Here is a 26,230-nt window from a genome sequence, read left to right as displayed (position 1 = left end):
TCAGGAATAAATGTATAAAATACTGATTGTTGAAGACGATAACACGATCGCAGAGCGGCTGGCATCGCATTTGAAAAAGTGGAATTATAAGACAGTATGTGTACGTGATTTCAAAAATGTAATGGAAGAATTTAAAAAGACAGATCCACAGCTTGTAATCCTGGATATCGGGCTTCCGTTTTACAATGGATTCTACTGGTGCCAGGAGATCCGGAAACTGTCCAATGTGCCGATCATCTTTCTGTCATCGATGAATGATAACATGAATATCGTGATGGCAATGAACATGGGCGGAGATGAGTTTATCGAGAAGCCGTTTGATCTGAATGTAGTGACAGCAAAGGTGCAGGCGGTGCTTAGAAGAGCATATGCACTTCAGGGAACGGCAAATATCATTGAGCATGGAGAAATGCTGCTGAATTTGGGAGATGCATCACTTACAATAGCCGGGCAGAAGATTGAACTCACCAAGAATGAGTTCAAGATCTGTCAGATGTTTTTTGAGAGCGCAGGAAAATTTGTGACCAGAGATGCGATCATGACCAGACTCTGGGAAAGTGACGAATTCATCGATGATAATACACTTACAGTAAATGTGGCGAGACTTCGGAAAAAGCTGGAGGAAGCCGGAATGCATGATGTGATCCGGACAAAGAAAGGAATCGGGTACATGCTGGTATGACAGAGATTTTAAGGGCATTTTGGAAAGAAAAAAGACCGGAGAGAATAGCGGTTCTTGTTTCGGGCATTCTCTTTGCAGTCATCTTCTGGATCTATGAAATTCCGGTGGAGATTGCAGGATATGCGTTCCTTCTGGTGATTTTATGGAATGTGATCTGGTTTACACTTGTTTTCATACGATATGAAAAAAGACAAAGAATACTGGAAGAAAATCAGGGAAAAATCCGGACAGAGGCAGGAGGATTTCCGGAGGCAGAAAGCCGGGAAAGCGAAATGTACCAGGAATTGATCCGGCAGCTTTACGAAGAGAAAAAAGAGCTGGAATCCTCTGTGCAGATTGAAAAACAGGAGCTGTCTGATTATTACAGCATGTGGGTTCATCAGATCAAGACTCCAATTGCAGCACTCGGTGTCCTGATCCAGAGCGGGGAAGAACTGGAAGAAGTACAGGAAAGCCCGAAAGCACAGGAACTTACCCGAAGCATGAAAATGGAGGTGTTCCGGATTGAACAATATGTGGATATGGTACTCACCTATCTCAGAATGGGTTCCGCAACCTCCGATTACGCCTTCCGGATCTGCAGCCTGGAAGAAATCGTCCGCCAGGCAGTCCGCAAATATTCCCAGATGTTCATCATGACCAGGACAAGACTTCACCTTGAAATCCAGGATCAGAAGATCCTGACCGATGAAAAGTGGCTGACCTTCGTCATCGAACAAATTCTCTCCAATGCAGTTAAATACGCAAGAGGCGGAGAAATATCAATCTACACAGAAGAAAAAACTCTGGTGATCTCCGATAACGGAATCGGCATTGCAGAAGAGGATCTCCCAAGAATCTTCGAAAAAGGCTTTACCGGCTACAATGGAAGAGCGAATAAAAAATCCACTGGAATAGGATTATATCTCTGTAAGACAATCATAGATCGTCTCCATCATACTATCTGGATTGAATCAAAACCAGAAGAAGGAACAAAAGTATACTTAAATTTTGACCGTGAATCCAGACGAATAGAGTAATGGAGTCTATCGGTACAAAAACGAAAAAACTTCCAACAACGGAACAGAACTATGATTTACTTTTGGGTAAGGATCTATCAGTTGCAAAAAGTTTATCCATTTGAACAAAACAGCCGCCAGAAAAAATAAATATGGAAAATTCCATGTTTGTGCAATGGAGATGAAACACAGGAATCATGGAGGCCATTGCCGAACATGATTCCTGTCCTAAGTGATTCATCGGAATGGTTTGCACAAAGGAATTTGGAATATTTATTTTTTCTGGCGGCGTCTCTTTCACCAAATGAGTCTTTTCCAACCCGATCCTTACAAAAATGTAAGAAACCCCACACAAATTGTCATTTACTTCGATGGAAAGAAATCCCTTACTTTTTTATAATGACTTTATCAAATAAAAAAGAAGGGCAGGTCATAAAAATCATGGCATTACTTGACGTAAAGAACGTAAAAAAGATATACACAACCCGTTTCGGAGGAAATCAGGTAGAGGCGCTGCATAACGTCAGCTTTTCCGTAGAAGCAGGCGAATATGTAGCAATTATGGGAGAAAGCGGAAGTGGCAAAACTACACTTCTGAATATTCTGGCAGCACTTGATAAGCCGACCGGTGGAAAGGTTTACTTAAAAGGGAATGATCTCGGCAAGATCCGGGAAAAAGAGATGGCAGCATTCCGGCGGCAGAATCTTGGATTCGTCTTTCAGGATTTCAACCTTTTGGATACACTAACCCTGAAGGATAATATTTTCCTTCCGCTGGTTTTGTCTGGAAAGAAATACACGGAAATGGAGAGTCGGATCGCGCCGATCGCAGAGCAGCTGGGAATCAGTAAGCTTCTGAACAAATATCCATATGAAGTATCCGGCGGACAGAAGCAGAGAGCAGCCATTGCACGTGCTCTGATCACACAACCGCAGCTGATCCTTGCCGATGAACCGAGCGGTGCGCTTGATTCCAGATCGACGGATGAGCTTCTGGGACTCTTTAATGCGATCAACGATAACGGGCAGACGATTGTCATGGTAACGCACAGTGTCAAAGCAGCGAGCACGGCAAAGAGAGTCCTCTTCATCAAGGATGGGGAAGTTTTTCATCAGCTTTACCGTGGCAATCTGACCAGTGACGAGATGTACCAGAAGATCACCGACACCTTGACGGTTCTCACTACAGGAGGTGAGCACCGTGAATAGATCGATTTATACAAAGCTTGCCATTTCCAATCTGAAAAATAACCGGAAGACATATATTCCCTATGTACTGACTGCCATTTTAACGGTGATGATGTATTATATGATGGCGAATCTGGCGGCAAATTCGCCAATGAACCAGGAAGCATTACAGATTATTTTAAGTCTGAGTGTTCATGTAATAGAAACATTTGCACTGATCTTTCTGTTTTACACCAACAGTTTTCTGATCAAAAGAAGGAAAAGAGAAATCGGAGTGTATCATATTCTCGGAATGGGGAAACCGCAGCTTGCGAAAATGCTGGTGATCGAGACGGTTGTAACCGGTGCGGTCAGTATCCTGGGTGGAATCTTTTTCGGAACTGCGCTTGCAAAGCTGATGTATGCACTTTTGAAAAGAATGATTCATTATGACGATAAACTGGCATTTCGGATGTCATGGGAGATTGCCGGAAATACCGTTCTCTTTTTCACACTGATCTTTGCATTGACTCTGATCTATAATCTTTTGCAGATCCGGCTTGCCAATCCAATCGATCTTCTGCATGCGGGAAGTCAGGGCGAGCGCGAGCCAAAAACCAAATGGTTCCTGACTATGGCTGGAATCATTTTCCTTGGAATCGGTTATTACATTGCGATTACGACAAAAGAACCACTTAAGGCGCTTCAACTTTTCTTTGTCGCAGTAATCTGTGTCATTATCGGAACCTATGCGCTTTTTACAGCAGGAAGTATTGCTTTTTTAAAGCTGCTTCGGAAAAACAAAAATTTCTATTATAAAACAAAGCATTTTACATCCGTATCCGGCATGCTTTACCGAATGAAGCAGAATGCAGTCGGGCTGTCAAATATCTGTGTACTCAGTACTATGGTTCTGGTGATCATTTCGTCTACCGTATCTTTGTACATTGGAAAGGAGGATGTCTTAAGAACAAGGTATCCGCAGGAAGTGTATATCACAAATTCGGTATCTGATGATGTGGAAAATAAGAAGCTGCATGACATGGTGGAAAAGATCTGCCGGGATAATCAGGTAGAGATCACAGATGAGAAGAGCTGGCATATGGCAGAGCTTGTTAAGATAAAAAACGGAGAAGAATATACTTCTGCTATGATAAAGGATAATTCATCATCTGATATAGTGTTTTTTGATGTGATTAGGTTGGCAGATTATAATCAGCTGACCGGCGAAAGGATGGAGCTTGGGGATAAGGAAGCTATTCTTTTTACAAATGGGGAAAATTACGGAAAGGATAAGATCAGGATTGATGAGGAAACATGGATGGTCAAGAAGGAACTGGATACTGCACCTTTTGGAAAGAAGAGTGATTCTAATACAGAAAATGTATATTATATGATCGTCAGTGATGAAAAAGAGTTTATGAAAGATTATCTGGAAAAATACCAGCTCGAGGCAGAGGACAAACCGGTAAAATGGAGGGAGTCATTCAATTTAAGGGGCAGCGAAGATCAGAAGCTGAAAGCTGTCAAAGAGCTGAAAGCACAGGCAGAAAGTGAATTTGAACATACTGGCGTACAGGGAAGATATCTTGAAAAAGAGACTTTCTTTGGTCTGTATGGCGGTGTGTTTTTTATTGGAATGTATCTTGGAAGCCTGTTCCTGATGGCAACGGTGCTGATCATTTATTACAAACAGATTTCCGAAGGCTTTGATGACAGAGAACGCTATCAGATCATGCAGAAGGTAGGAATGAGCAAACGCGAGGTCAAAAGTTCGATACGCAGCCAGATCCTGATGGTATTCTTCCTGCCGCTTGCGATGGCAATCATCCATATTGCAGTTGCATTTCCGGTGATCACAAAGCTTTTAGCCATATTTTATCTGAAAAATACAAAGCTGTTCTTCGGATGCACTGCCGGTACAGTGGGAATCTTTGCCGTCTTTTATGTGATCGTATTTGTGATAACAGCAAAAGAATATTATAAAATCGTTGAATAGAAGAAAAAGACAAAAAGGTGACGAAAGTCATCTTTTTGTCGTATACAGAGGTATTTCTTGCTAAGAACGACCGTTCTGTAGTAGAATACAGATAGACTAATTGAAAAGGATTGCGAGAGTGCAAAGCACGTAGCAATCTGGTATCAAAAGGGTTAAAATACCTTTTGACCTCAACATCATTGAAAAGATAAAATTACAGAAAGCAAGGGATGTATAAATGATAGAAAAAGGGCTGGTATATGGAAGATTTCAGATTCTGCATCTCAAACATGTGGAATATATTCTGGCGGCAAAGATGCGCTGCAAAAGGCTTTATATAGGAATCACTATGTCGGATGATCTGCACGTATCAGGGGGTGAGGAAGACAATTACCGGGTAAGACGGAGCGCTAATCCTCTGACTTATATTGAGCGTTATGAGATGCTTCGTGATACGTTGCTCAGTTTCGGAGTGCCGAGAGAAGAGTTTGAGATCATCCCATTTCCGATTGACAGAGTGGAATATCTGGGGCAGTATCTGCCGGAGGGTGCGGTCTGCTTTATGAGTATCTGTGATGAATGGACTGCGAACAATGAGAAGCGTTTTGAGAAGCTTGGAATTCCGGTGGAAGTTCTCTGGAGAAGGACTAAAGAGGAAAAAGGGGTATCAGGTTCCCAGATCCGGCAGAGGATCCTGGCAGATGAAAAGTGGGATGATCTGGTGCCAAAGACCGTTTTTGATTATGTTCTTTCGCACGGGATTGATGACAGGATCAAGTTTTCAAAATAAAGGAGAAGCTGAAAATGCAGGATTGGGAAAGATTTGGAGAAGAGATCAGACGAACCGTGCAGGATGCTGTAGACTCGCAGGATTACCGGAAGCTGAACCAGACGATCACAGATACGATCAACCGGGCAGTGAATGGTGCGGTAAATGGCGCGGAACAGGGCATGCGTTCTTTTGGAAATGCGTTTGATCAGGCAACGAGAAATATGGGAAGAGGTCCGGGAGGACCGCGTGGAAGATATGGACAGATGGGCGGAACTGACAGATGGGGAAGAACGCCTGGAGGAGGTGTACCTCCGTTTGGAACTTACAGGTGGAGCGGAACGGATGGAAATGGAAGAGCATGGAATCCGGATATGCAGGACTATAAGGCGGAATCACAGGGCAGCAGCCGGTATGGATACAGCAATGCACAGCAGTCACCTGTCTTGTATGGATCGACGACGGGAACAAAGGCAGGCGGAATTGTCATGATCGCAGTAGGCGGAAGCATAGCACTTATATTTCTGATTCTGTTCCTTGCATCTTGTATTGCTTCTTTGCCGGAAAGTCCGGGGGCTTTATGGATCATGCGTGCGGTATTTGGACTGTTTACGGCAGCAAGTGGCATGATCACAGGATGGGGCATTAAGCTTCTGAAACAGGTTGGAAGATTCAAGAACTACAGCCGCAGGATTGCAGGCAGAGAGTATTGCAATATTTCGGAGATCGGAAGCAATTCCGGAAAATCCATAAAATTTGTGACAAAGGATCTGGAAAGAATGATTTCTAAAGGCTGGTTCCGTCAGGGGCACATGGATGGTGAGAAGAAATGCCTGATCTTGTCAAACCGTGCTTATGAAGAATATTTACAGATCGAAAACCGCAGACAGCAGTCGAAAGCGGAAGAGCCGGTAAAGAAAGAAGAGAAGACACAGAAAAATACAAAAGAAAAAGAAGCAAAGAATGAAAAGCTGGCACCGGAGGTGCAGAAGATTATTGACCAGGGGGATGCTTTTATCAGAAAGATCCACGAGTGTAATGAAGCCATTCCGGGAGAAGAGATTTCCGCAAAGATCAGCCGGATGGAGATGCTGGTAGACCGGATCTTCGACCGGGTGGAAGAAAATCCACAGTCAGTTTCGGATATCCGTAAGCTGATGGAATATTATCTTCCGACGACGATCAAGCTTCTGGAAGCATATGAACAGCTTGACAGACAGCCGGTTGATGGAGAAAATATCCAGACTGCAAAACGTGAGATTGAGGCAACGCTCGATACTTTAAATACGGCGTTTGAGAAGCTTTTGGATGACCTGTTTCAGGATACCATGTGGGATGTCTCATCGGATATTTCCGTATTGAATACCATGCTTGCACAGGAAGGTCTGAAAGAGGACGGAATGAAAAAATAAAGTCGCAGGAGGAAGAAGAGTATGAACGATTTTGAAGAATTTAATGTGACACCGGAGTTGACGCTGGATCCGTTCCAGGAAGAAAAAAAAGAGACTCCGCAGATTTATCAGGAGGCAGAACCGGAAACACCGGAGATCGTCCTGACACCGGAAGAAAAGAATATGGTCAGTGCATTTGCAGAAAAAATTGATCTCGCCAATTCGAACATGATTCTTCAGTACGGAGCCGGAACCCAGAAGAAGATCGCAGATTTTTCAGAAAAAGCACTGGAAAATGTAAAAACAAAAGATCTTGGAGAGGTTGGCACACTGTTAAGTGATGTGGTGACAGAACTGAAAGGATTTGATGAGGAAGAGGAAAAAGGATTCCTCGGAATCTTCAAAAAAGGCGGAAACAAGATCCAGGCAATGAAAGCCAAATATGCAAAAGCAGAAACCAATGTAAACAATATTGTCAAAGCACTGGAATCTCACGAAGTGCAGCTTATGAAAGACATTGCGCTTCTGGACAAGATGTATGAAGTGAACCTGACATATTATAAAGAATTGGCCATGTATGTGCTTGCCGGAAAGCAGAAGCTTGCCGAGACAAGAAACGGTGAGCTACAGGAACTGAAGAATAAAGCGATGGCAAGTGGACTTGCCGAGGATGCACAGGCAGCAAAAGATCTGGATTCCAGATGTGAACGTTTTGAGAAAAAGCTGCATGATCTGGAACTGACCAAGACAATCGCCATGCAGACCGCACCACAGATCCGTCTGGTACAGGGAAACGACACAATGATGGCAGAAAAAATCCAGTCTACACTCGTCAATACGATCCCACTCTGGAAAAGCCAGATGGTACTCGCCCTTGGTGTAGAACATTCCGCACAGGCAGCCGCAGCCCAGAGAGAGGTCAACGATATGACCAATGAACTCCTGCGCAAGAACGCAGAAAAGCTGAAGATTGCTACTGTAGAGACTGCCAAAGAATCCGAGCGTGGAATCGTAGATATTGAAACCTTAAAAGCAACCAATGAATCGCTGATTGCAACCTTCGATGAAGTCATGCAGATCCAACAGGAAGGCCGCCAGAAACGTCAGCAGGCAGAGGTGGAAATGCAGCGCATCGAAGCTGAACTGAAAGCGAAGCTGTTACAGGTTCAGGGGTAAGCGTTTGGTGGATGACATACAGGCCGGAACAAGTAGATTCTGTTTTTTTATGAGGAGAAAGCGGCGAAGAGTCCGTAGGTAAAAAGGTAGCCGGTAATTTTGGATACCGGACTGATTCGCTGAATAATCTTGATGATTATTCGGCTCAGCAGTCCTCTGGATTTCGTGTATGAAACACGAAACCAGATCCAAATTACCGGCTGCCTTTTTACAACGGACTCTAATCGCCGCTTTCTAACATAAAAAAACAGAATCTACTTGTCCCTGCCTTGCTGTATTCCACGGGGGGACGCCTGGAGGCTGCCCCCGTTATGGGGTGGGTGCGAGTGAATGGAATAGTAGATAGTAGGAATAAAGTGCTTGTGTGAATGTTTCTGAAATTAAAAGTTATCAAGACATAGACATAAAGGACTCCGTTTTCTGTGATTAGAAACGGTGCTAGAGTCCGTTAGAAAAAAGGCACCAGTAATTCGGATCTGGTTTCGTGCTACAAGCACGAAATCCAGAGGGCTGCTGAGTGGAATAATCATCAGGATTATTCCGCGAATCAGCCCGGTATCCAAATTACTGGTGCATTTTTTCTCTACGGACTCTTCACCATTTCTACCCACAGAAAACGGAGCCCTTTATGTCGTTCCTTTTGTACATTTATTCAATAACAGTTCCGGTTTTACCCTTCAGAGCATCTTTCAGAGTATCAAAAGAAGTAATCAGAGCACTTCTTCCCTCTTTCTTTTCTATGAATCCTACGGATGCCTGGAATTTTGGAAGCATATTGTAGATTCCGAAGTGTCCTTCATCCATGTACTGCTTAGCCTGTTCTACGGAGATAGTATCGAGTTCTTCTTCATCTTCTTTTCCGTGGTTTAAGCATACCTTTTCTACACTGGTCAGGATGATGAGTTCATCAGCATCAATCTGTTCAGCAAGCTTGCCGGCAGTAAGGTCTTTTTCGATGACTCCGCTGGCACCTTTGAGGTGATTGTTCTGCTGGAGTACCGGGATTCCGCCACCACCGCAGGCGATTACAATATGTCCTGCATCGGTAAGGGTGCGGATGGCATCAACTTCTACGATATCAACTGGGTTTGGAGAAGCAACGACACGGCGGAAGCCCTGACCAGGAACTTCTACTACATAATTGCCCTTTTTACGTTCAGCGGCAGCGTCTTCTGCGTTCATGATACGTCCGACAATCTTGGTTGGTGTATAGAATGCTTCGTCATATGGATCAACAGTTACCTGTGTGATAACGGTGCATACGCTGCGATAGATGCCGCGTCCGATCAGTTCTTCGCGAATCGCATTCTGCAGGTCGTATCCGATGTAACCCTGCGACATAGCAGAGCAGACTGACATCGGAGAAGCGGTATAATCCGGATGATTGGTGCTGAATTCGTTCATAGCAGTATGGATCATACCAACCTGAGGTCCATTACTGTGTGTGATTACTACCTGGTATCCTTCTTCAACAAGATCTGCAATGGAAACTGCAGTTTTTTTAACGGCAACCTTCTGCTCCGGAAGTGTGGTTCCGAGTGCGCGGTGTCCTAATGCAACAACAACTTTTTTCTTCATATTACATCCCTCTGTTTCTCAGAATTTGAATTGTCTGCGTATGAAAAACATATAACGCAGACAACAGCGATAAAAAATATATAAAAATTATAGTATTTTTTTATGGAAATTGCAATCATTAGTTGGCAAAAATGCACAGTATAAAAAGGAATTATTGGTGGGCAGAAGCTAAATGGCACAAGGACGGGGATTTTTAGAAAACATGCTGACAACAAGGGGAGATGTTCATATAATATAATAAGAAGTCCGATGGATGGTGCAGTATGAAAGAGGAACGGATTCGATTTTGCGGATTAAAAGAACGTGAGGTCATCAACATATGTGACTGCAAGCGGCTCGGGTTTGTTGCAGATCTGCAGATCAATATCTGTTCAGGGTGTGTGGAAGCATTGATCGTACCGGGACCGGGAAGAATCTGTGGATTTCTTGGGTATGATGCGGAGTATATTATTCCGTTTGAATGTATTCGCAGGATTGGAGAGGATATTATTCTTGTGGAAATTAAAGAGGACAAATGTCTGAAGCCGTGTAAATAAGAAGATGTTGGGGTCAAAAGGTATTTTGCCCCCTTTGATACCAGATTGCTACGTGCTTTGCACTCTCGCACTCCTCAAAAACATTCGTAATCCGCTCATTTTTCTTTGAAAAATGGCTACTTACTCATGTTTTTGGCGGGGCAAGAGATCAAAAATCCTCTTGCAAGCAAGCTTGCATCGGCTTTCTGACCTTTTGACCCTGGTATCATAAGAATAGTAAAAGAGGAAGAAGAGTACAGACTGCTCAGTGAAATAAATGAGAACAAGTAAAAAGACAAAGGAGAGAAGAAAAATGACAGCATTTTTTAAAGAAATCGAGCCATTCCGGGGAAACGGAAACGAAAATGAAAAGGGACAGACGCTGGAAGAATTTCTGGAAGAGTACGATCCTTATAAATATAAGAATCCTTGTGTGACAACGGATGCAGTTATATTCTCCTGCAAAAGAAAGGTAGTGGACGGAGAATGGAAAGTTCTGATGGTTAAAAGGCGGAATCATCCGAGCATTGGCTGGTGGGCGCTGCCGGGTGGGTTTATTGAACTTCATGAGAATCTGGAAGATACGGCAAGAAGAGAATTGACCGAAGAGACCGGCGTGGCGGATCTTCCGATGGAGCAGTTTGCAGTCTATGGGAATGTGACCCGTGATCCGAGGGCACGGATTATTACATCGGCATATCTTTCGGTTGTGGATGAAGGGCAGGTAAAGGTGCAGGCTGGTGACGATGCGGCGGATGCAAAGTGGATGCAGCTTCATTGTCAGACAGAATCGGTGAAGGAGGATGGAGATTGGAAGAGAACCATTTATCGACTGGCATTGGAAAATAAAGAAGCAGAGCTTACAATTTCGGCGATCGTTGAAAAAAAGGAAAGAAGTGGACTGGTAAGAGAGACTTATTATAAGGTAAAAGAATCGGACCGGATCGCCTGTGACCATGCGGCACTGATCGTACAGGCATGGAAGCTGGTGGAAAGCCGGCTTATATAGCCTTTTGATAAAGTGTGAATTTGTTGACAACCCTGTATACAGGATTTATACTATAGACATTAAAAATGTGCGTGATTCGGCAGTAGAATCAATCAAGAACCAGGCAGGAGGAAAAAAGATGAAGTGCCCATATTGTGGTAACATTGATACAAGAGTCATCGACTCAAGACCGGCAGATGACGGAACGACGATCAGAAGGAGAAGATCCTGTGATGCGTGCAACAAGCGTTTTACAACCTATGAGAAGGTGGAAACCATACCGCTGATCGTGATCAAGAAGGACAACAACCGGGAGCAGTATGACCGTACTAAGCTGGAAGGCGGAGTACTCCGGGCGTGCTATAAACGTCCGGTAGCGGCAGCAGATATTCAGGCAACGATCGACTCGATCGAGACAGCGATTTTCAGCCGGGAAGAGAAAGAAATTCCGAGCAGCCAGATCGGTGAGATTGTTATGGAAAGTCTGAAAAAGCTGGATCCGGTTGCTTATGTACGTTTTGCATCGGTATACAGGGAATTTAAAGACGTGAATACCTTCATGGATGAACTGAAGAAAATATTAGAATAAAAGGGGAAAGACAAATGGAACGGAAAAAGACAGTATTGCTCTGCGTGACCGGCGGTATCGCGGCGTACAAGATTGCAACACTGGCAAGTATGCTGGTAAAGACAGGATACGATGTGAAAGTTGTGATGACACAGAATGCAACGAATTTTATCAATCCGCTGGTATTTGAGACGCTGACACAGCATAAGTGCCTGATCGATACATTTGACCGCAATTTTGAGTACAGTGTGGAGCATGTGACACTGGCAAAATGGGCAGATATTGTGATGATCGCACCTGCCACGGCAAATGTGATCGGCAAGCTGGCACACGGGATTGCAGATGATATGCTGACTACGACTGTGATGGCATGTGCCGAATGTAAGAAGATCCTTGCACCGGCGATGAATACAAGAATGTATGAGAATCCGGTCGTACAGGATAATTTAAAACTTCTGGAGCATTATGGATATGAAGTGATCCAGCCGGCAAGTGGACATCTGGCATGCGGAGATAACGGAGCCGGGAAGATGCCGGAAGCGGAGACTTTGTATGAATATATTTACCGGGATACTGCTTATGAGAAAGATCTGACCGGAAAGAAAATTCTTGTCACAGCAGGACCGACAAGAGAAGCAATCGACCCGGTGCGCTACATTACGAATCACTCATCCGGTAAGATGGGATATGCTCTTGCACGCGTTGCTGTGGCAAGAGGAGCGGATGTTACGCTTGTCACCGGACCGACAGAGATCAAAAAGCCGATGTTTGTGAAGATTGTTCCGGTCACGACTGCAAAGGAAATGTTCGAGGCGGTAAAGGAAGAGGCAGCAGATGCAGACATTGTGTGTAAAGCAGCAGCGGTTGCAGATTACCGGCCAAAGCATATTGCGGATGAAAAGGTGAAAAAATCGGACAGTGAGATGAGTCTGGAACTGGAAAAGACAGACGATATTCTGAAATATCTCGGAGAGCACAGAAAAGACGGACAGTTTCTGTGTGGATTTTCGATGGAAACCGAGAATATGGTTGAAAATTCCAGAAAGAAGCTTGAAAAGAAGAAGCTGGATATGATCGCGGCAAATAATCTTAAAGTTGCCGGAGCAGGATTTCAGGGCGATACAAATCAGATGACGCTGATCACGAAGGAAGATGAGACTGCACTTCCAATGATCAGCAAGGAAGAGACAGCAGCTTGTATTCTTGACAAGATTCTGGAGTGTATGAATAAATAAAAAAGCCAAAATGTATTGTATCTCGTAAAGAGAATAGTAACAGGAGGAAAAGAAAAATGAATCAAGGCAATGAACGTACTACATCCATGTCCAAAACAAAAGGACTCGTACAGATGGCAATCTTTGCAGCACTTATTGTAGTGCTGGCATTCACCCCGTTTATCGGATATATCCCATTGGGATTTACAAGGGCGACGATCATCCATATCCCGGTGATCATGGGATCTCTGATGCTTGGACCGAAGAAGGGCGCAGCGCTTGGAGGCGTGTTTGGTCTTACAAGTTTTATCAATAATACGATAAATCCGACATTGACATCATTCGTATTTACCCCATTTTACAGTTTGGGTGAATACAGTGGAGGGATCGGAAGTCTGATCATCTGTTTTGTGCCACGTATTTTGATCGGTGTAGTACCGTTTTATGTTTACCGTCTGGTTAAGAAGCTTTCAAAGAACAATGGAGTATCCTCTGTTGGACTGATTGCGGCAGGACTTTCCGGAGCACTGACCAATACGCTTCTTGTCATGAATCTTATTTTTGTATTTTTCAGAAATGATTATGCGGCAGCCAATGGTATTACCGTAAAGGCGGTATATGGATTTATTCTGAGCATTATCGGAATCAATGGGATTCCGGAGGCGATCGTAGCGGCGGTGATCACGCTGGTACTTGGGAAAACACTGATGAAAAAAGGGGTACAGGAAAGATTAGGAGTGTAAAAAATGATACTTGCGATTGATATAGGAAATACAAATATTGTACTTGGATGTGTGGATGACAACAAAACCTATTTTATCGAAAGACTTTCCACGATCAAGACAAAGATGGAACTGGAATATGCGATTGATATCAAGATGGTTCTGGATATTCACGGAATCAAACCGGAGAAGCTGGAAGGAGCGATCATCAGCTCGGTAGTTCCGCAGATTACATATGTCGTAAAAGAGGCGGCAGAAAAGATTCTGAAAAAAGAGACACTGGTCATCGGACCTGGCGTGAAGAACGGACTCAATATCCTGATGGATAATCCGGCACAGCTCGGAAGTGATCTGGTGGCAAATGCAGTTGCCGGAATTGCAGAATACAAAGCACCGATGATGATTTTCGATCTGGGAACGGCGACAACAGTCAGTGTGATCGATGAAAAGAAAAATTATATCGGAGGCATGATCTATCCGGGAGTGAATATTTCACTGAACGCCCTGACGGAAAATGCATCTCAGCTTCAGGGAATCGGTCTGGAAGCACCGAAGCGGATTGTCGGAAAGAATACGATTGAATGTATGAAGAGTGGTGTTCTCTATTCCAGTGCAGCGGCGATCGATGGAATTATTGACCGGATTGAGGAAGCGATTGGACAGCCGATGACTGCAATCGCAACAGGTGGACTTTCCAAGAAGATTGTTCCGTACTGCAAGAGAGAGGTCATACTGGATGACGATCTGCTCCTGAAAGGACTCCTGATCATTTACCGGAAAAACAGATAACAGAAAGGTGACAGGGACGAGGACTTATAAAGTTTTCGCCCCTTTTATAAAAGGATGAATACTTACCGGATAACAGTTGCCTATGATGGAACGGCGTATCGTGGATGGCAGAGACAGGAGAATACGGAACTTACTGTACAGGGAATTCTGGAACGACGGATTTCAGAAATTGCAGGGAAAAAGACGGTGGTCAGTGGTTCAGGAAGAACGGATAGTGGTGTACATGCGTTAGGGCAGGAGTGCAGTCTGTATCTGGGACAAGAAATTGATATGGACAGTTTTAAGAAGCAGTTAAATGCACTTCTCCCGGAAGATATCAGAGTGCTGGATATCAGCAGAGAAAAACGGGATTTTCATGCAAGAAAGAGTGCGGTCGGGAAATGCTATGAGTATCAGATCGATCTGCGTGACAAGATGGAAGTATTTCATCGGAAATACCGGTTTCATTTTCCACATCCGGTCGATATCGCTGCGATGGAAAAAGCAGCAGAGTATCTGATGGGAACCCACGATTTTTCCGCCTTTACGGATTTGAAAGAGGACAAAGATACGGTACGGACGATTTATGCGGTCGGGATCGTGTATGAAAAGGATACACTTACGTTATCGTGGATCGGAGATGGATTTTTATATCATATGGTCCGGATACTTACCGGAACGCTTCTGGATGTGGGAATCGGGAAAATAAAAGCGGAAGAGATACCGGAGATTCTGAAAGCGAAAGACCGGAAGAAATCTGGTTTTCCGGCACCGGCGAAGGGACTGTTTTTAGACCGTGTTTTTTATACAGAAGCGGAGCTTAAAAAAGCGGTACAGAAGATCGGCGAAAAATAAAAACCAAAGAAATGGAGGAAAGAGAAGAGATGAAGTTTATTTCATGGAATGTAAATGGAATCCGTGCATGTGTGCAGAAAGGATTTATGGATTTTTTTAAAGAGGCAGATGCGGATATTTTCTGTCTGCAGGAGACAAAGATGCAGGAAGGGCAGCTTGTACTTGATCTGCCGGAATATCACCAGTACTGGAACTCGGCCGTGAAAAAAGGATACTCAGGGACTGCAATTTTTACAAAGAAAGAGCCGTTATCGGTTACTTACGGACTTGGGATAGAAGAACATGATCAGGAAGGACGCGTGATTACACTGGAATTTGAGGATTTTTATTTTATTACCGTGTATACACCGAACTCCCAGAGCGAACTGGCAAGACTTGACTACCGTATGACCTGGGAAGATGCGTTTCTTGCTTATCTTAAGAAGCTGGAAGAGACAAAACCGGTGATCTTCTGTGGAGATTTGAATGTGGCACACAAAGAAATTGATCTGAAGAATCCAAAGACCAACCGGAAGAATGCCGGATTTACAGATGAAGAGCGAGCAAAATTCTCAGCACTTCTGGATGCGGGATTCATTGATACTTACCGCTATTTCTATCCGGATAAAGAAGGAATTTACTCCTGGTGGTCCTACCGGTTTAAGGCAAGAGAAAAGAATGCAGGTTGGCGTATCGATTACTTCTGTACATCAAAAGCACTGGAAAGCAGGTTGGAAGATGCGAAGATTCTGACAAATGTATTTGGGTCTGACCACTGTCCGGTGGAACTGGATTTTAAGTAGGGGTGAGATCGATAAGCTGCGACATCAAATTGTAAAAAAATAAACTGATCAGATTCACTTTTGTGCGATGGAATCTGATCAGTTTATTTTTTTGAAATTTTTCGTTCAGGGATAGTGGATGATTCTGTTTGAGGGAATATATAAAATTCTGCCTGCATATAAATATACATGGGTAATTTAGCTTTTGGGATGAGGAGGGACATGTATGGAACGGATTGGAAGTATCTGGACGATGATAGTTCGGTATTTGCTGCTGGTGATGTTTGGTGGAGTGATTGTCTGGGCGTGCAATAGTGCAGGAATATCGGTTTACGCAGATGATGGGGAGACACCAGATGGAGCAGAGCTGATCCGGTTTGATTTTCACAAGTCGGTAAATCAGGAGGTTGGGATCCCGGCAGGAATACCAGGATTTTTCACTTATTTTTATGAAGGAAAAGAATACCATTACGGATTCCGGTTTGACAGAAATGGGACAGGGCCAGAGACAGAAAAGTTTGGTACGGCATATGTCTGGGCACCTTATACGGTTATTTATTATGACGCTGCAGGTGGTGAGATCGAGAATTACGGTACGGCAACAGCAGGCGGAAGAAGGCTGTTTGCGACAAGGGGAAATGGTGAAGAGCTTGAAGCCGGGCAGAATAAAGGAAAGAACAAAAGAAAATTTGCGGCAGACTATACTGTGTATGGGCAGAGCCTTCGGTTAAGTGAAGGATGTATGCCAACGGCAGTGAAAGACGGATATCGATTTGAAGGATGGTATGCGTGGACTGATGCTGGAGTTGTGCAGGAAAAAGAACTGGCAGAGCTTGCAAAACAGGAGCAGTATGGGACCCTTGAAGATGAGCTGAATGAGAAATATACGGAGCAGACAAAGCTTCTGGAAAACCGGGAATCCGAAAGATACCCGGCATCCAGTATTACACTTTACGCGAAGTGGGACAAGATCTGGGAGTAGGAGTTAGATATATCCTCCGTCCATACCCAGTATCTGCCCGGTAAGATAGGCAGGGGCATTTGCAAGCTGCCATGCGAGAAGCGCGACTTCTTCTGGTGTCCCGAAACGTCCGGCAGGGATTTCTTCTGCGAGGGCAGCTTTTTCTTCCGCATCCAGAAGATCGTTCATTACGGTATCGATGACACCACAGGCGATCGCATTGACCTGGATATTGCTTGGCGCAAGTTCTTTTGCAAGTGCGCGGGTAAGACCGTTCAGACCGGATTTGGTGGCAGAATAAGCGACTTCACAGGAAGCACCGACAGTTCCCCACATCGAAGAAATATTGATGATACGTCCCGCTTTCTGATGGATCATGTAAGGAAGTGCTGCGCGGCAGCAGTAAAATGCGGAAGAAAGATTAGTGGAAATCATTCGGTTCCATTCTTCAATGCTCATATCCGTCAGAAGTCCCATCCATGCGATTCCGGCATTGTTGATGAGTACGTCAAGACCGGAGCCGGACATTTCAATCTGGTCAAAGATACGTCCGACTTCGGATGGAACACCTACATCTCCTGGGAGGATTTCGCAGGAACCGGAGGTTTCCTTTGTGATAAAATCAGCAGTAGCCTGCAATTCACTGATGGATTTGCGGCAGTTTAAAAATACATGCCATCCCTCTTTTGCAAAGTGGATAGCGCAGGCTTTTCCGATTCCACGGGAAGCGCCGGTGACAAGAATCTGTTTTCTGTTCATTTATAAAAACTCCTTTTGCTATTTATAAGAATTACTTTACAGTTATTTTTTTTCTACATAATCAGACAATATTATACACTGATTTTCTTGTGATTTAAAGACGCTGGTGTTATGATAAATATTGAAAAAATGTCATACAGATGCGAGGAGGAAAAACATGGTACAGAAAGCCATTGATTTTGCCACCAAGGTACATGAAGGTCAGTATCGGAAGGGGACCGACAGACCGTATATTGTACATCCGATGGAAGTAGGAAAGATAGTATCCACGATGACACAGGATGAGGAGATCATCAGTGCAGCAATCCTGCATGATACGATCGAGGACTGTGAGGGTGTGGATGCAAATGTGTTAAAAGAGATGTTTTCAGCAAGAGTTGCGGGAATCGTATCACAGGAAAGCGAAGATAAATCCAAGACCTGGATGGAAAGAAAAAGTGCAACCATAGAAAGGCTTAAGACAGCACCAATTGAGGTTCAGATGATCGGACTTGCGGACAAGCTGTCGAATATGCGGGATATTGATCGGGATTATCCTGTATGTGGAGAGGAATTGTGGAACAGATTCCGAATGAAAGACAAAGCAACGATCGGATGGTATTATAAAGGCGTCAGAGAAGCATTACGGGAAGCATTTGCAGAGACGGAAGCATTTGCAGAATACTGTAGTCTGATTGACAAAAATTTTGGATAATAATGAGGTAGAAGAGAGGACAATCAAAGATGAAGAAGATTTTGATGTTAGGTACAGGTGGGACGATCGCATCCCGTCAGACAAAGGATGGACTGGCACCGGGACTGACACCGGAGGATATTTTATCTTATATTCCGGCTGTAAAAAATGTATGTGAGGTTCAGACAAAGCAGGTGTGTAATCTTGACAGCACGAATGTAACACCGGAACACTGGAAAATGATGGTAAAAGCAGTGGAAGACAATTATGCATATTATGATGGGTTTGTAATCTGCCACGGCACGGATACGCTTGCATATACAGCGGCGGCACTTTCTTATATGATACAGAATTCAGCCAAGCCGATTGTTGTTACAGGAGCGCAGAAGCCAATCAATATGGATGTGACAGATGCGAAGACAAATCTGCTGGACAGCTTTATTTATGCGGCGGATGATGATTCCCAGGGGGTCAACCTTGTATTTGACGGAAAGGTAATTGTCGGAACACGTGCAAAGAAAGAGCATGCAAAGAGTTACAATGCATTTTCGAGTATCAATTTTCCGTATCTTGCAGTTATTCAGGATGGTATCCTGGTCCGGTATATTCCGGAGATCCCGTGCCGTCATGCAGTTAAGTTTTATTATGATATGAAAGACAGTGTATATGTATTAAAGCTGATTCCTGGAATGAAGCCGGATATTCTGTCCTATCTGTTTGAACACTATGACTGTCTGGTAATTGAAAGCTTTGGCGTAGGTGGTATTCCGCAGACGCTTGTTCAGGAATTCTATCAGGAGATGGAAAAATGGTCAGGTAAGGGTAAATTTGTCGTGATGACAACACAGGTTGCCAATGAGGGAAGTAATATGACGGTCTATGAAGTTGGGAAAAAAGTTAAGCAGGATTTCAATATGATCGAAGCCTATGATATGACGCTGGAAGCAGTGATCACAAAGCTGATGTGGCTGATGGGAAGAAAAGAACAGAATATGCAGAAAGCATTCTACACGCAGATCAATCACGATATCCTTTTTACAAAGAGAGGATAAAGCAGGTGCAAATAAAAGAGGAAGGGTTCCGGATGAATGGAACACCTTCCTCTTTTTGAATATTTAATTTTCTCCGGTTAGATTTTTTCAAAGTCGCCGATCATGTCTTTGATTTCTTCCATGTGGCAGTCAGTCTCGCTTACAGTTTGTGCACATTTCAAAAGTTCGGCTTCGATAGCCTCGATATCTTTGTCAGCACCGATTGTTTTTTTGTAACGAAGCTGATGATCTACACTTGCCCAGAAATCCATTCCGATCGTGCGGATCTGGATTTCGGCGCGCATTGGAAATTTTCCCTCTGTAAAGAAAACCGGAATCTCAACGATCATATGATAGCTTCGATAACCGTTTGACTTTGGTGCTTTTATGTAGTCTTTGATCTTAAGAACAGTAATGTCATCCTGTGAAGTGAGCAGGTTGGCAATTGTATAAATGTCACTGATAAACGGGCAGATCACCCGGATTCCGGCGACATCGTCCAAATTCTTGACAATACTATCCTCTGTAAATGGCAGATCACGTCTGCGCAGCTTTTCATAGATGCTGGCAGGACTTTTTACACGGGATTTGATAGATGAGATTGGATTGCGTTTGTTTACTGCAGAAAACTCATCATCCAAGACTTCAAGCTTTGTCTGGATCTCGCGGATCGCACAGCGATACTTCATCATCAGAACATCAAAGTTCTTATTATTATTGATAAAATCAGCCGGACTAATCGCATTTAGCCACTGTGATTCCAGTGCAGTCGGATGCTCAGAAGCCGGAATCAGTTTAAGTTGTGTCTCCATATGATTACTCCTCTTTATTCTGGTTGCTTATATTATTATAGCATATCTGGGGTAAGGTGCATAGCATACAGAGTACGGAAAATGTCTTAAAAATAACAATCTTTTAAATGCTATGGAATCCTTTTCCGATAATCTCGCTGGTGTTGGAAATCAGAATAAAGGAAGAAGGATCATTTGCCTTGATAAAGTTACGGAGTTTGATTGCCTGCTGACGGTTCAGCGCTGTAAAAATAATGTATCTCTGTTCACCGGTAAAGGCTCCGTGTGCTTCACAGATTGTGGCGCCTCGACCGAGTGAGTGGACGATATAATCGCAGATCGGTTCCGGATTACTGCAGACAACGTTGAAATATTTGGAAAGGTTCAGACTTTCAATAAAGCTGTCTACAAGGAAGGAACGGATGATCAGTCCGAAACAGGAATAAAGTCCTGTTTTTACGTCGAAGATAAAGAAACCTGCAACGGTGATCGCAATGTCGGAGCAAACCAGTGCACGTCCGATGTCAACACTTGTAAATTTCTTCAGGATCATGGCAATAATATCTGTACCGCCACTGGAAGATCCGATATTGAAGAGGATTGCAGAACCGAGTGCCGGGAGTGCAATCGCAAACATTACCTCAAGCATAGGCTGATTGGTAAATGGCTGGTTCATTGGAAAGATTCGTTCAAATAAAGAAAGCGCAACAGAAAGCAGGACACTGCAGTAGGCTGTCTTTGCAACGAATTTTTTACCGAGGATCACTGCGCCAAGAATCAGAAGTGACATGTTGGCAACGAATGAAAAGTCGGCAGCAGAAATAAGTCCGGTTTTGGCAATCAGTACGGCAAGACCGGTGATTCCGCCAAATGTGAAGTTGTTTGGAAACTTAAAAAAATAAGTCCCTACTGCGATCAGCAGAGTTGCTCCGCTCATTGCAATAAAATTTTCGATTTTTTCTCTCATTTTATATTCCCCGATTGATTCATAAAGTTTTAGAAAACGGATGAAATACTGAAAAATATCACCCGATTTCCGTTGGTATTGTAACGCCGAAAATGTATGAAGTCAACCGTTTTAGAGCATTTTCGTAATGTATACGATGATACGAAAATACGGGGATTTTCGTGCATGATTCAGCGCCCGAAAGGACATACTAAAAGACAAAAAAGGAGGATGGATTATGGAACAATATATACCGGTTACAGATATTATTGCGCGGGAAATTCTGGACTCGCGCGGGAACCCGACTGTAGAAGTAGAGGTACTTGCAGGGAGTCATTTTACAGGAAGGGCGATGGTTCCTTCCGGGGCATCGACAGGAAAATATGAAGCAATTGAGTTAAGAGACGGAAAACACCGCTATCAGGGACTTGGTGTCAGACGCGCCGTGGAGCATGTGAATGACCGGATCATCCGGGAAATTCTGGGAATGAACGTGCTGGAGCAGGCGAAGCTCGACCGGGTGCTTCTGGAGCTTGACGGGACAGACAATAAGATCAATCTGGGGGCAAATGCAATGCTTGGAGTGTCTCTTGCAGCAGCAAGGGCAGCAGCAGATGCGCTGGAGATTCCGTTGTATCAGTATCTTGGCGGTGTAAATGCAAAGCAGATGCCGGTTCCGATGATGAATATCCTAAATGGGGGACGGCATGCGGATAATTCCATTGATCTCCAGGAATTTATGATCATGCCGGTCGGAGCAGTCTGCTTTGAAGAAGGACTTCAGATGTGCGCCGAGATCTATAAGATGCTTCGGGCGATTCTGGAAAAGTACGATTATCCGACCGCAGTCGGGGATGAAGGTGGATTTGCACCTAATCTGCCGGATGCGAAAGAAGCACTACACATGATCATGCGTGCGATTGAAAAGGCAGGTTATAAACCGAAAGAGCAGATTGTGATCGCACTGGATGCGGCGGCGAGTGAGCTGTATGATAAAGAGAGAAAAGAGTATGTATTTCCGGGAGAGGCGAAGATGCACGGACATCGTGTGGCGCGATCGACGGAAGAGATGATTGATTACTATGAGGAGCTTGCAGGAGAATTTCCAATTATTTCCATTGAAGATCCGCTTGATGAAGAAGACTGGGAAGGTTGGGAGCTTCTGACGACGAGACTGGGACTGGATATGCAGCTTGTCGGGGATGACCTGTTTGTGACGAATGTGAAACGGCTGAACGCCGGCATTTTAAAGGAGATCGCTAATGCAATTTTGATCAAGGTGAATCAGATCGGGACTCTGACGGAAGCCATCGATGCGATCCAGATGGCGCAGAAGGCTGGTTATCAGGCAATTGTATCCCACCGGTCAGGAGAGACAGAGGATCCGTTTATTGCAGACCTTGCGGTGGCATTTAACACGGGACAGATCAAAACCGGAGCACCGTGCAGATCAGAACGGATCGCGAAGTATAATCAGCTTTTGAGGATTGAGGAGAAGCTGGGAAATATTGCCAGATATGAGAATCCATTTGTACGATTTTCATAAGATTTCCGGAAAACCCAGCCTTCGGGCAGGAGGTATTGAAAATAAAAGCAGTGCATGATATTATGCAGAGTATAAGAATGGGAAAAGGGATCACTTTCTAAGCGAACAGGGAGTGACCTCTTTTCGTGAGGATATTAAAAGGAGAACTGGAAAATGATCAGAAAAATAAAAGCAGAAGACAAAGAAATCTACATAAAAATGGCGCATGATTTTTACCGGATGCCAGCAGTGGATCATCCGGTTCCGGATTCTTATCTGGAAAAAACATTTGAAGAATGTCTGAAAAGTGATACCTATGCGGAACTGTTTATCCTGGAATGGGAAGGCAAGATCGCAGGCTATGGACTGATCGCCAAGACCTTTTCGCAGGAAGCAGGCGGGATGGTGTACTGGCTGGAAGAACTCTATATATTAGAAGAGTATCGTTCCAAAGGACTCGGAAGTGAGTATTTCAGATATATGGAAGAGCACAAAGAAGAGGGTGTGACAAGATTCCGTCTGGAAGTGGAAAAGGAGAATGAAAGAGCCTGGAAGCTGTATAAGAGACAGGGTTATGACTGGCTGGAGTATGATCAGATGATAAAAGAATTTTGCTAGAAAAATGTCAGAAAAAAGAAGAAGAAGTACTTAAAATGACTTTCTTTAAAAAAATGTAAAAAAATGCTTGCATTTCCGTAAAGATTTGCTATAATAAGTTTGTTCGCTGTTGAGAACCAGAGCGAACAAACAGATGATGCGGATTGGTGTAATGGCAGCACAGCAGACTCTGACTCTGTTAGTAGAGGTTCGAGTCCTCTATCCGTAGTTCCTTAATTGAATAAGGACTTAACCGGACAGTTAGTTGTCCAGTACGGTTATCGGAGTGTGGCTCAGTTTGGTAGAGCGCTACGTTCGGGACGTAGAGGTCGCAGGTTCAAATCCTGTCACTCCGATTTGGTTTTCTGAAAATTTATAATGTTTTGTTCATTTCGATGGACAGAGATTAACAGATGATTGATGCGGATTGGTGTAATGGCAGCACAGCAGACTCTGACTCTGTTAGTAGAGGTTCGAGTCCTCTATCCGTAGTTTTTAATTGAATAAGAATTTAAGTTGGATATTCCGTTTGGAATATCCAATATATTTATTATCGGAGTGTGGCTCAGTTTGGTAGAGCGCTACGTTCGGGACGTAGAGGCCGCAGGTTCAAATCCTGTCACTCCGATTTTTGTATGTCTGAAGATAAGAATCTCTTTTGATGCAGATGTGGATTGAAGAATCCGGCTGTGTCAGAAGAGATTTTTATTCTTTCGTAACATTGTACGAAAAGATGATGGAATCACAGGATGAGTTGTGATAAAATCGGGATAGAGCTGCTTTTGGGGAAAAGAATATGATTCTGACAGGCAGAGGAAAAAGATTGGAAAGAAGGAAAAGATGATGGAAAAATTTTCAGAGATGAAATATGTACGTCCAGATGGGGAAGCGTATATCCGGACCATCCAGAAAGAAACAAAGAACTTTAACGAGGCTGCAGATTTTGAAGGCGCGCATCAGGCATTTGTCGCAATCTTGAATGCAAACAGCCACTTTAATACGACACGCGTCATGGCAAGTATCCGCAACAGCCAGGATACCAATGATGAATTCTATCGAAAAGAGATGGAATATATTTTCGAGATCGAGCCACAGATTGATGTCGAAATGAAAAAGTTCTATGAGAGTTATCTGAAGTCTTCTTACAGAACAGAGCTTGAAAAAGAGTTCGGAGAAGTTTATTCCAGACAGGCAGAGAACAAAGTCCGGCTTACCGATCCGTGTAATGCCGATCTGCAGATCCAGGAGAACAAGCTGGTTCAGAAGTATTTCCAGGTTGCAGCGGCACCGGTTACAGATTTTCACGGAGAACAGCTTGGATTCTATGGTCTGTTAAAGATGATGGAGGATACCGACAGAAGCATCCGTAAAGAAGCATTTGAAAAGTGGGCAGAGTTGTATAAAGCGATTTCGGATGAACTGGATTCCCTTTATACGGAACTGATCGGAATCCGTCAGCAGATGGCAAAGAACCTTGGATTTAATGGATATGCCGAGATGATGTATCAGAAGATGGAAAGATTTGAATACACGCCGGAAGATGTAGCAATATTCCGTAAGCAGATCCGGGAGCATATCGTACCGCTTTGTCAGAAACTTTATGAGGAACAGAAAGAAAGGCTTGGCATCGAAGAATTAAAATATTATGACGAAAGTCTTACCTATCCGGATGGAAATGCAGTTCCGGAGGGAACGGAAGAAGAACTTCTGGAAAAGGCGAGAACCATGTATCATGAGCTTTCCAAAGAGACAGGAGAGTTCTTTGATTTTATGATGGAATACCGTCTGTTTGATCTGGAAGGAAGACAGGGAAAACAGCAGGGCGGCTACTGTGACTTTATGGAAGAATATAAGGCACCGTTCATTTTTGCAAACTTTAATGGAACCAATGCAGATGTCAATGTCCTTACCCACGAAGCAGGACATGCCTTTGAAGCATATACAGCGTCACGCAATATTCCGGTATTATCGCAGACATACAGTACCGCAGAGATTAATGAGATCCATTCAATGGCGATGGAATATTTCACACTGCCGTGGATGCATCTGTTCTTCGGAGAAAATGCAGAAAAACAGAAAAAAGCATATCTGTGGGATTCGCTGGAAGCAATGCCATACATGGCATGCGTAGATGAATTCCAGCACCGTGTATACGCTGAAAATCTGACCGATGCAATGGAAAGAAGAAAAGTATGGCACGAACTGGAAAAAATCTATCTCCCATGGAGAGATTATGATGGCAATGAATTCCTGGGACAGGGCGGATTCTGGATGCAGAAACAGCATCTCTTCATGTGTCCGTTCTACTATATTGATTACGCCGTATCCCGTGTAGGAGCACTTGAATACTACGGAAAAATGCAGGAAGACCTGGAAAGTGCATGGAAAGATTACTACGCCCTCTGCCGCCAGGGCGGAAGCAAAGGCTACCACGAACTCCTGAAAATTGGAAACCTAAGCGATCCATTTAAAGAGGGAACTATCTACAACGTTCTGAAAAAACTGAACCTGATTTAAGGGAAAGAAAACTGAAAAAACATGATATCGATTACATAATCTTATTGCATGTACTGGAGGGACAAGGTATAATTTGCTTATAAGAGTATGGGATCGAAGATTATTATCGATAACCTTGATGGACGAATTACACAAAAGAACTGTTTCAAATTCTAATTTTGTGCAATGGAGATGAAACTCAAAAATCGTGGAAACCTCTGCTGAACACGATTTTCGTCCTAAGAGGTTTATCGGAATGGTTTGCACAACTGAATTTGAAACAGTTCTTTTGTGTAATTCGTCTTCACAGCCTATAACTTC

25 protein-coding genes and 4 tRNA genes are annotated in these 26,230 nt (G+C 43.7%); 25 read left to right on the top strand and 4 right to left on the bottom strand.

The window, feature by feature from the left end; translation table 11 throughout:
• Positions 1–10 precede the first annotated feature (10 nt).
• From PGY05_RS06160 to PGY05_RS06130, 7 genes are all read left to right on the top strand, one after another.
• Complete coding sequence (locus tag PGY05_RS06160; RefSeq protein WP_008371417.1) at positions 11–682, top strand: response regulator transcription factor; 672 nt, start codon at positions 11–13, stop codon at positions 680–682.
• Entirely contained in the window at positions 679–1,701 is a 1,023-nt protein-coding gene (locus PGY05_RS06155) for a sensor histidine kinase (protein WP_270475523.1), read from the top strand. Before PGY05_RS06160 ends, PGY05_RS06155 begins: the two co-directional genes overlap by 4 nt.
• A 420-nt stretch (positions 1,702–2,121) precedes the next feature.
• Positions 2,122–2,889 (top strand): ABC transporter ATP-binding protein, encoded by a 768-nt coding sequence (locus tag PGY05_RS06150; protein WP_117557250.1) that lies wholly within the window; start codon positions 2,122–2,124, stop codon positions 2,887–2,889.
• Positions 2,882–4,846 (top strand): ABC transporter permease, encoded by a 1,965-nt coding sequence (locus PGY05_RS06145; RefSeq protein ID WP_117557152.1) that lies wholly within the window; start codon positions 2,882–2,884, stop codon positions 4,844–4,846. Before PGY05_RS06150 ends, PGY05_RS06145 begins: the two co-directional genes overlap by 8 nt.
• Positions 4,847–5,063: 217 nt before the next feature.
• A complete protein-coding gene (locus PGY05_RS06140; RefSeq protein ID WP_055156041.1) occupies positions 5,064–5,615 on the top strand; it encodes a hypothetical protein in 552 nt (183 codons plus the stop codon).
• A 14-nt stretch (positions 5,616–5,629) separates the two neighbouring features.
• On the top strand, positions 5,630–7,006 hold the full coding sequence (locus tag PGY05_RS06135; RefSeq protein WP_270475522.1) for a 5-bromo-4-chloroindolyl phosphate hydrolysis family protein: 1,377 nt from the start codon (positions 5,630–5,632) through the stop codon (positions 7,004–7,006).
• A 21-nt stretch (positions 7,007–7,027) separates the two neighbouring features.
• Positions 7,028–8,161, top strand: a complete 1,134-nt coding sequence (locus tag PGY05_RS06130; protein WP_055262143.1) for a toxic anion resistance protein — start codon at positions 7,028–7,030, stop codon at positions 8,159–8,161.
• A 648-nt stretch (positions 8,162–8,809) separates the two neighbouring features.
• Here the strand turns inward: PGY05_RS06130 and arcC are convergent.
• The gene (gene arcC, locus PGY05_RS06125; RefSeq protein ID WP_022220819.1) at positions 8,810–9,739 is read right to left on the bottom strand and encodes a carbamate kinase; all 930 of its coding nucleotides are present in this window, start codon (positions 9,737–9,739) and stop codon (positions 8,810–8,812) included.
• A gap of 278 nt (positions 9,740–10,017) precedes the next feature.
• Here arcC and PGY05_RS06120 point away from each other — a divergent pair, with 278 nt between their 5' ends.
• From PGY05_RS06120 to PGY05_RS06080, 9 genes are all read left to right on the top strand, one after another.
• On the top strand, positions 10,018–10,275 hold the full coding sequence (locus PGY05_RS06120) for a PRC-barrel domain-containing protein (RefSeq protein ID WP_055156107.1): 258 nt from the start codon (positions 10,018–10,020) through the stop codon (positions 10,273–10,275).
• Between the two features lie 292 nt (positions 10,276–10,567).
• On the top strand, positions 10,568–11,263 hold the full coding sequence (locus PGY05_RS06115; RefSeq protein WP_055156108.1) for an NUDIX domain-containing protein: 696 nt from the start codon (positions 10,568–10,570) through the stop codon (positions 11,261–11,263).
• Positions 11,264–11,381: 118 nt separating this feature from the next.
• Positions 11,382–11,831 carry a transcriptional regulator NrdR gene (gene nrdR, locus PGY05_RS06110; RefSeq protein WP_022220817.1) on the top strand — a complete coding sequence of 150 codons (450 nt, stop codon included), beginning with the start codon at positions 11,382–11,384 and terminating at the stop codon, positions 11,829–11,831.
• Positions 11,832–11,845: 14 nt separating this feature from the next.
• Positions 11,846–13,045: a bifunctional phosphopantothenoylcysteine decarboxylase/phosphopantothenate--cysteine ligase CoaBC gene (coaBC, locus tag PGY05_RS06105; protein ID WP_008371456.1), complete on the top strand. Its 1,200-nt coding sequence runs from the start codon at positions 11,846–11,848 to the stop codon at positions 13,043–13,045.
• 56 nt (positions 13,046–13,101) lie between these two features.
• Positions 13,102–13,767 (top strand): ECF transporter S component, encoded by a 666-nt coding sequence (locus tag PGY05_RS06100; protein WP_055247641.1) that lies wholly within the window; start codon positions 13,102–13,104, stop codon positions 13,765–13,767.
• A 3-nt stretch (positions 13,768–13,770) separates the two neighbouring features.
• Complete coding sequence (locus PGY05_RS06095; protein ID WP_008371460.1) at positions 13,771–14,535, top strand: type III pantothenate kinase; 765 nt, start codon at positions 13,771–13,773, stop codon at positions 14,533–14,535.
• 54 nt (positions 14,536–14,589) lie between these two features.
• Positions 14,590–15,369: a tRNA pseudouridine(38-40) synthase TruA gene (gene truA / locus PGY05_RS06090; protein WP_270475521.1), complete on the top strand. Its 780-nt coding sequence runs from the start codon at positions 14,590–14,592 to the stop codon at positions 15,367–15,369.
• Positions 15,370–15,398: 29 nt separating this feature from the next.
• Positions 15,399–16,151, top strand: a complete 753-nt coding sequence (locus PGY05_RS06085) for an exodeoxyribonuclease III (protein ID WP_022220816.1) — start codon at positions 15,399–15,401, stop codon at positions 16,149–16,151.
• 205 nt (positions 16,152–16,356) lie between these two features.
• Entirely contained in the window at positions 16,357–17,112 is a 756-nt protein-coding gene (locus PGY05_RS06080) for a hypothetical protein (protein WP_022220815.1), read from the top strand.
• 3 nt (positions 17,113–17,115) lie between these two features.
• On the opposite strand, the gene ymfI is transcribed toward PGY05_RS06080, so the two are convergent.
• A complete protein-coding gene (gene ymfI / locus PGY05_RS06075; RefSeq protein WP_008371467.1) occupies positions 17,116–17,850 on the bottom strand; it encodes an elongation factor P 5-aminopentanone reductase in 735 nt (244 codons plus the stop codon).
• A 157-nt stretch (positions 17,851–18,007) separates the two neighbouring features.
• Here ymfI and PGY05_RS06070 point away from each other — a divergent pair, with 157 nt between their 5' ends.
• Both PGY05_RS06070 and PGY05_RS06065 read left to right on the top strand, forming a co-directional pair.
• Complete coding sequence (locus PGY05_RS06070; protein ID WP_008371469.1) at positions 18,008–18,544, top strand: HD domain-containing protein; 537 nt, start codon at positions 18,008–18,010, stop codon at positions 18,542–18,544.
• A 29-nt stretch (positions 18,545–18,573) separates the two neighbouring features.
• A complete protein-coding gene (locus PGY05_RS06065) occupies positions 18,574–19,575 on the top strand; it encodes an asparaginase (protein ID WP_270475520.1) in 1,002 nt (333 codons plus the stop codon).
• Between the two features lie 77 nt (positions 19,576–19,652).
• Here PGY05_RS06065 and PGY05_RS06060 read toward each other — a convergent pair whose 3' ends face one another.
• Positions 19,653–20,366 (bottom strand): GTP pyrophosphokinase, encoded by a 714-nt coding sequence (locus PGY05_RS06060; protein ID WP_242854826.1) that lies wholly within the window; start codon positions 20,364–20,366, stop codon positions 19,653–19,655.
• Between the two features lie 103 nt (positions 20,367–20,469).
• Positions 20,470–21,312, bottom strand: coding sequence for a YitT family protein (locus tag PGY05_RS06055; RefSeq protein ID WP_055247647.1), 843 nt, complete (start codon positions 21,310–21,312; stop codon positions 20,470–20,472).
• 217 nt (positions 21,313–21,529) lie between these two features.
• Here PGY05_RS06055 and eno point away from each other — a divergent pair, with 217 nt between their 5' ends.
• From eno to PGY05_RS06020, 7 genes are all read left to right on the top strand, one after another.
• The gene (eno, locus tag PGY05_RS06050; protein WP_175306202.1) at positions 21,530–22,837 is read left to right on the top strand and encodes a phosphopyruvate hydratase; all 1,308 of its coding nucleotides are present in this window, start codon (positions 21,530–21,532) and stop codon (positions 22,835–22,837) included.
• A 153-nt stretch (positions 22,838–22,990) separates the two neighbouring features.
• The gene (locus tag PGY05_RS06045) at positions 22,991–23,434 is read left to right on the top strand and encodes a GNAT family N-acetyltransferase (RefSeq protein WP_055156049.1); all 444 of its coding nucleotides are present in this window, start codon (positions 22,991–22,993) and stop codon (positions 23,432–23,434) included.
• Positions 23,435–23,571: 137 nt separating this feature from the next.
• Positions 23,572–23,642, top strand: a tRNA-Gln gene (locus tag PGY05_RS06040).
• A gap of 53 nt (positions 23,643–23,695) precedes the next feature.
• A tRNA-Pro gene (locus PGY05_RS06035) sits at positions 23,696–23,769 on the top strand.
• A 65-nt stretch (positions 23,770–23,834) separates the two neighbouring features.
• Positions 23,835–23,905, top strand: a tRNA-Gln gene (locus PGY05_RS06030).
• 62 nt (positions 23,906–23,967) lie between these two features.
• Positions 23,968–24,041, top strand: a tRNA-Pro gene (locus tag PGY05_RS06025).
• Between the two features lie 215 nt (positions 24,042–24,256).
• Positions 24,257–25,930 (top strand): M3 family oligoendopeptidase, encoded by a 1,674-nt coding sequence (locus PGY05_RS06020; protein WP_270475519.1) that lies wholly within the window; start codon positions 24,257–24,259, stop codon positions 25,928–25,930.
• Positions 25,931–26,230 lie beyond the last annotated feature (300 nt).

This window comes from Coprococcus sp. AF51-11b1, assembly GCF_027682785.1.
GTDB lineage: Bacteria > Bacillota > Clostridia > Lachnospirales > Lachnospiraceae > Allocoprococcus > Allocoprococcus comes.
The sequence above is the reverse complement of the archived record's forward strand: the minus strand, read 5'-3'. Positions and strand labels throughout refer to the sequence as shown.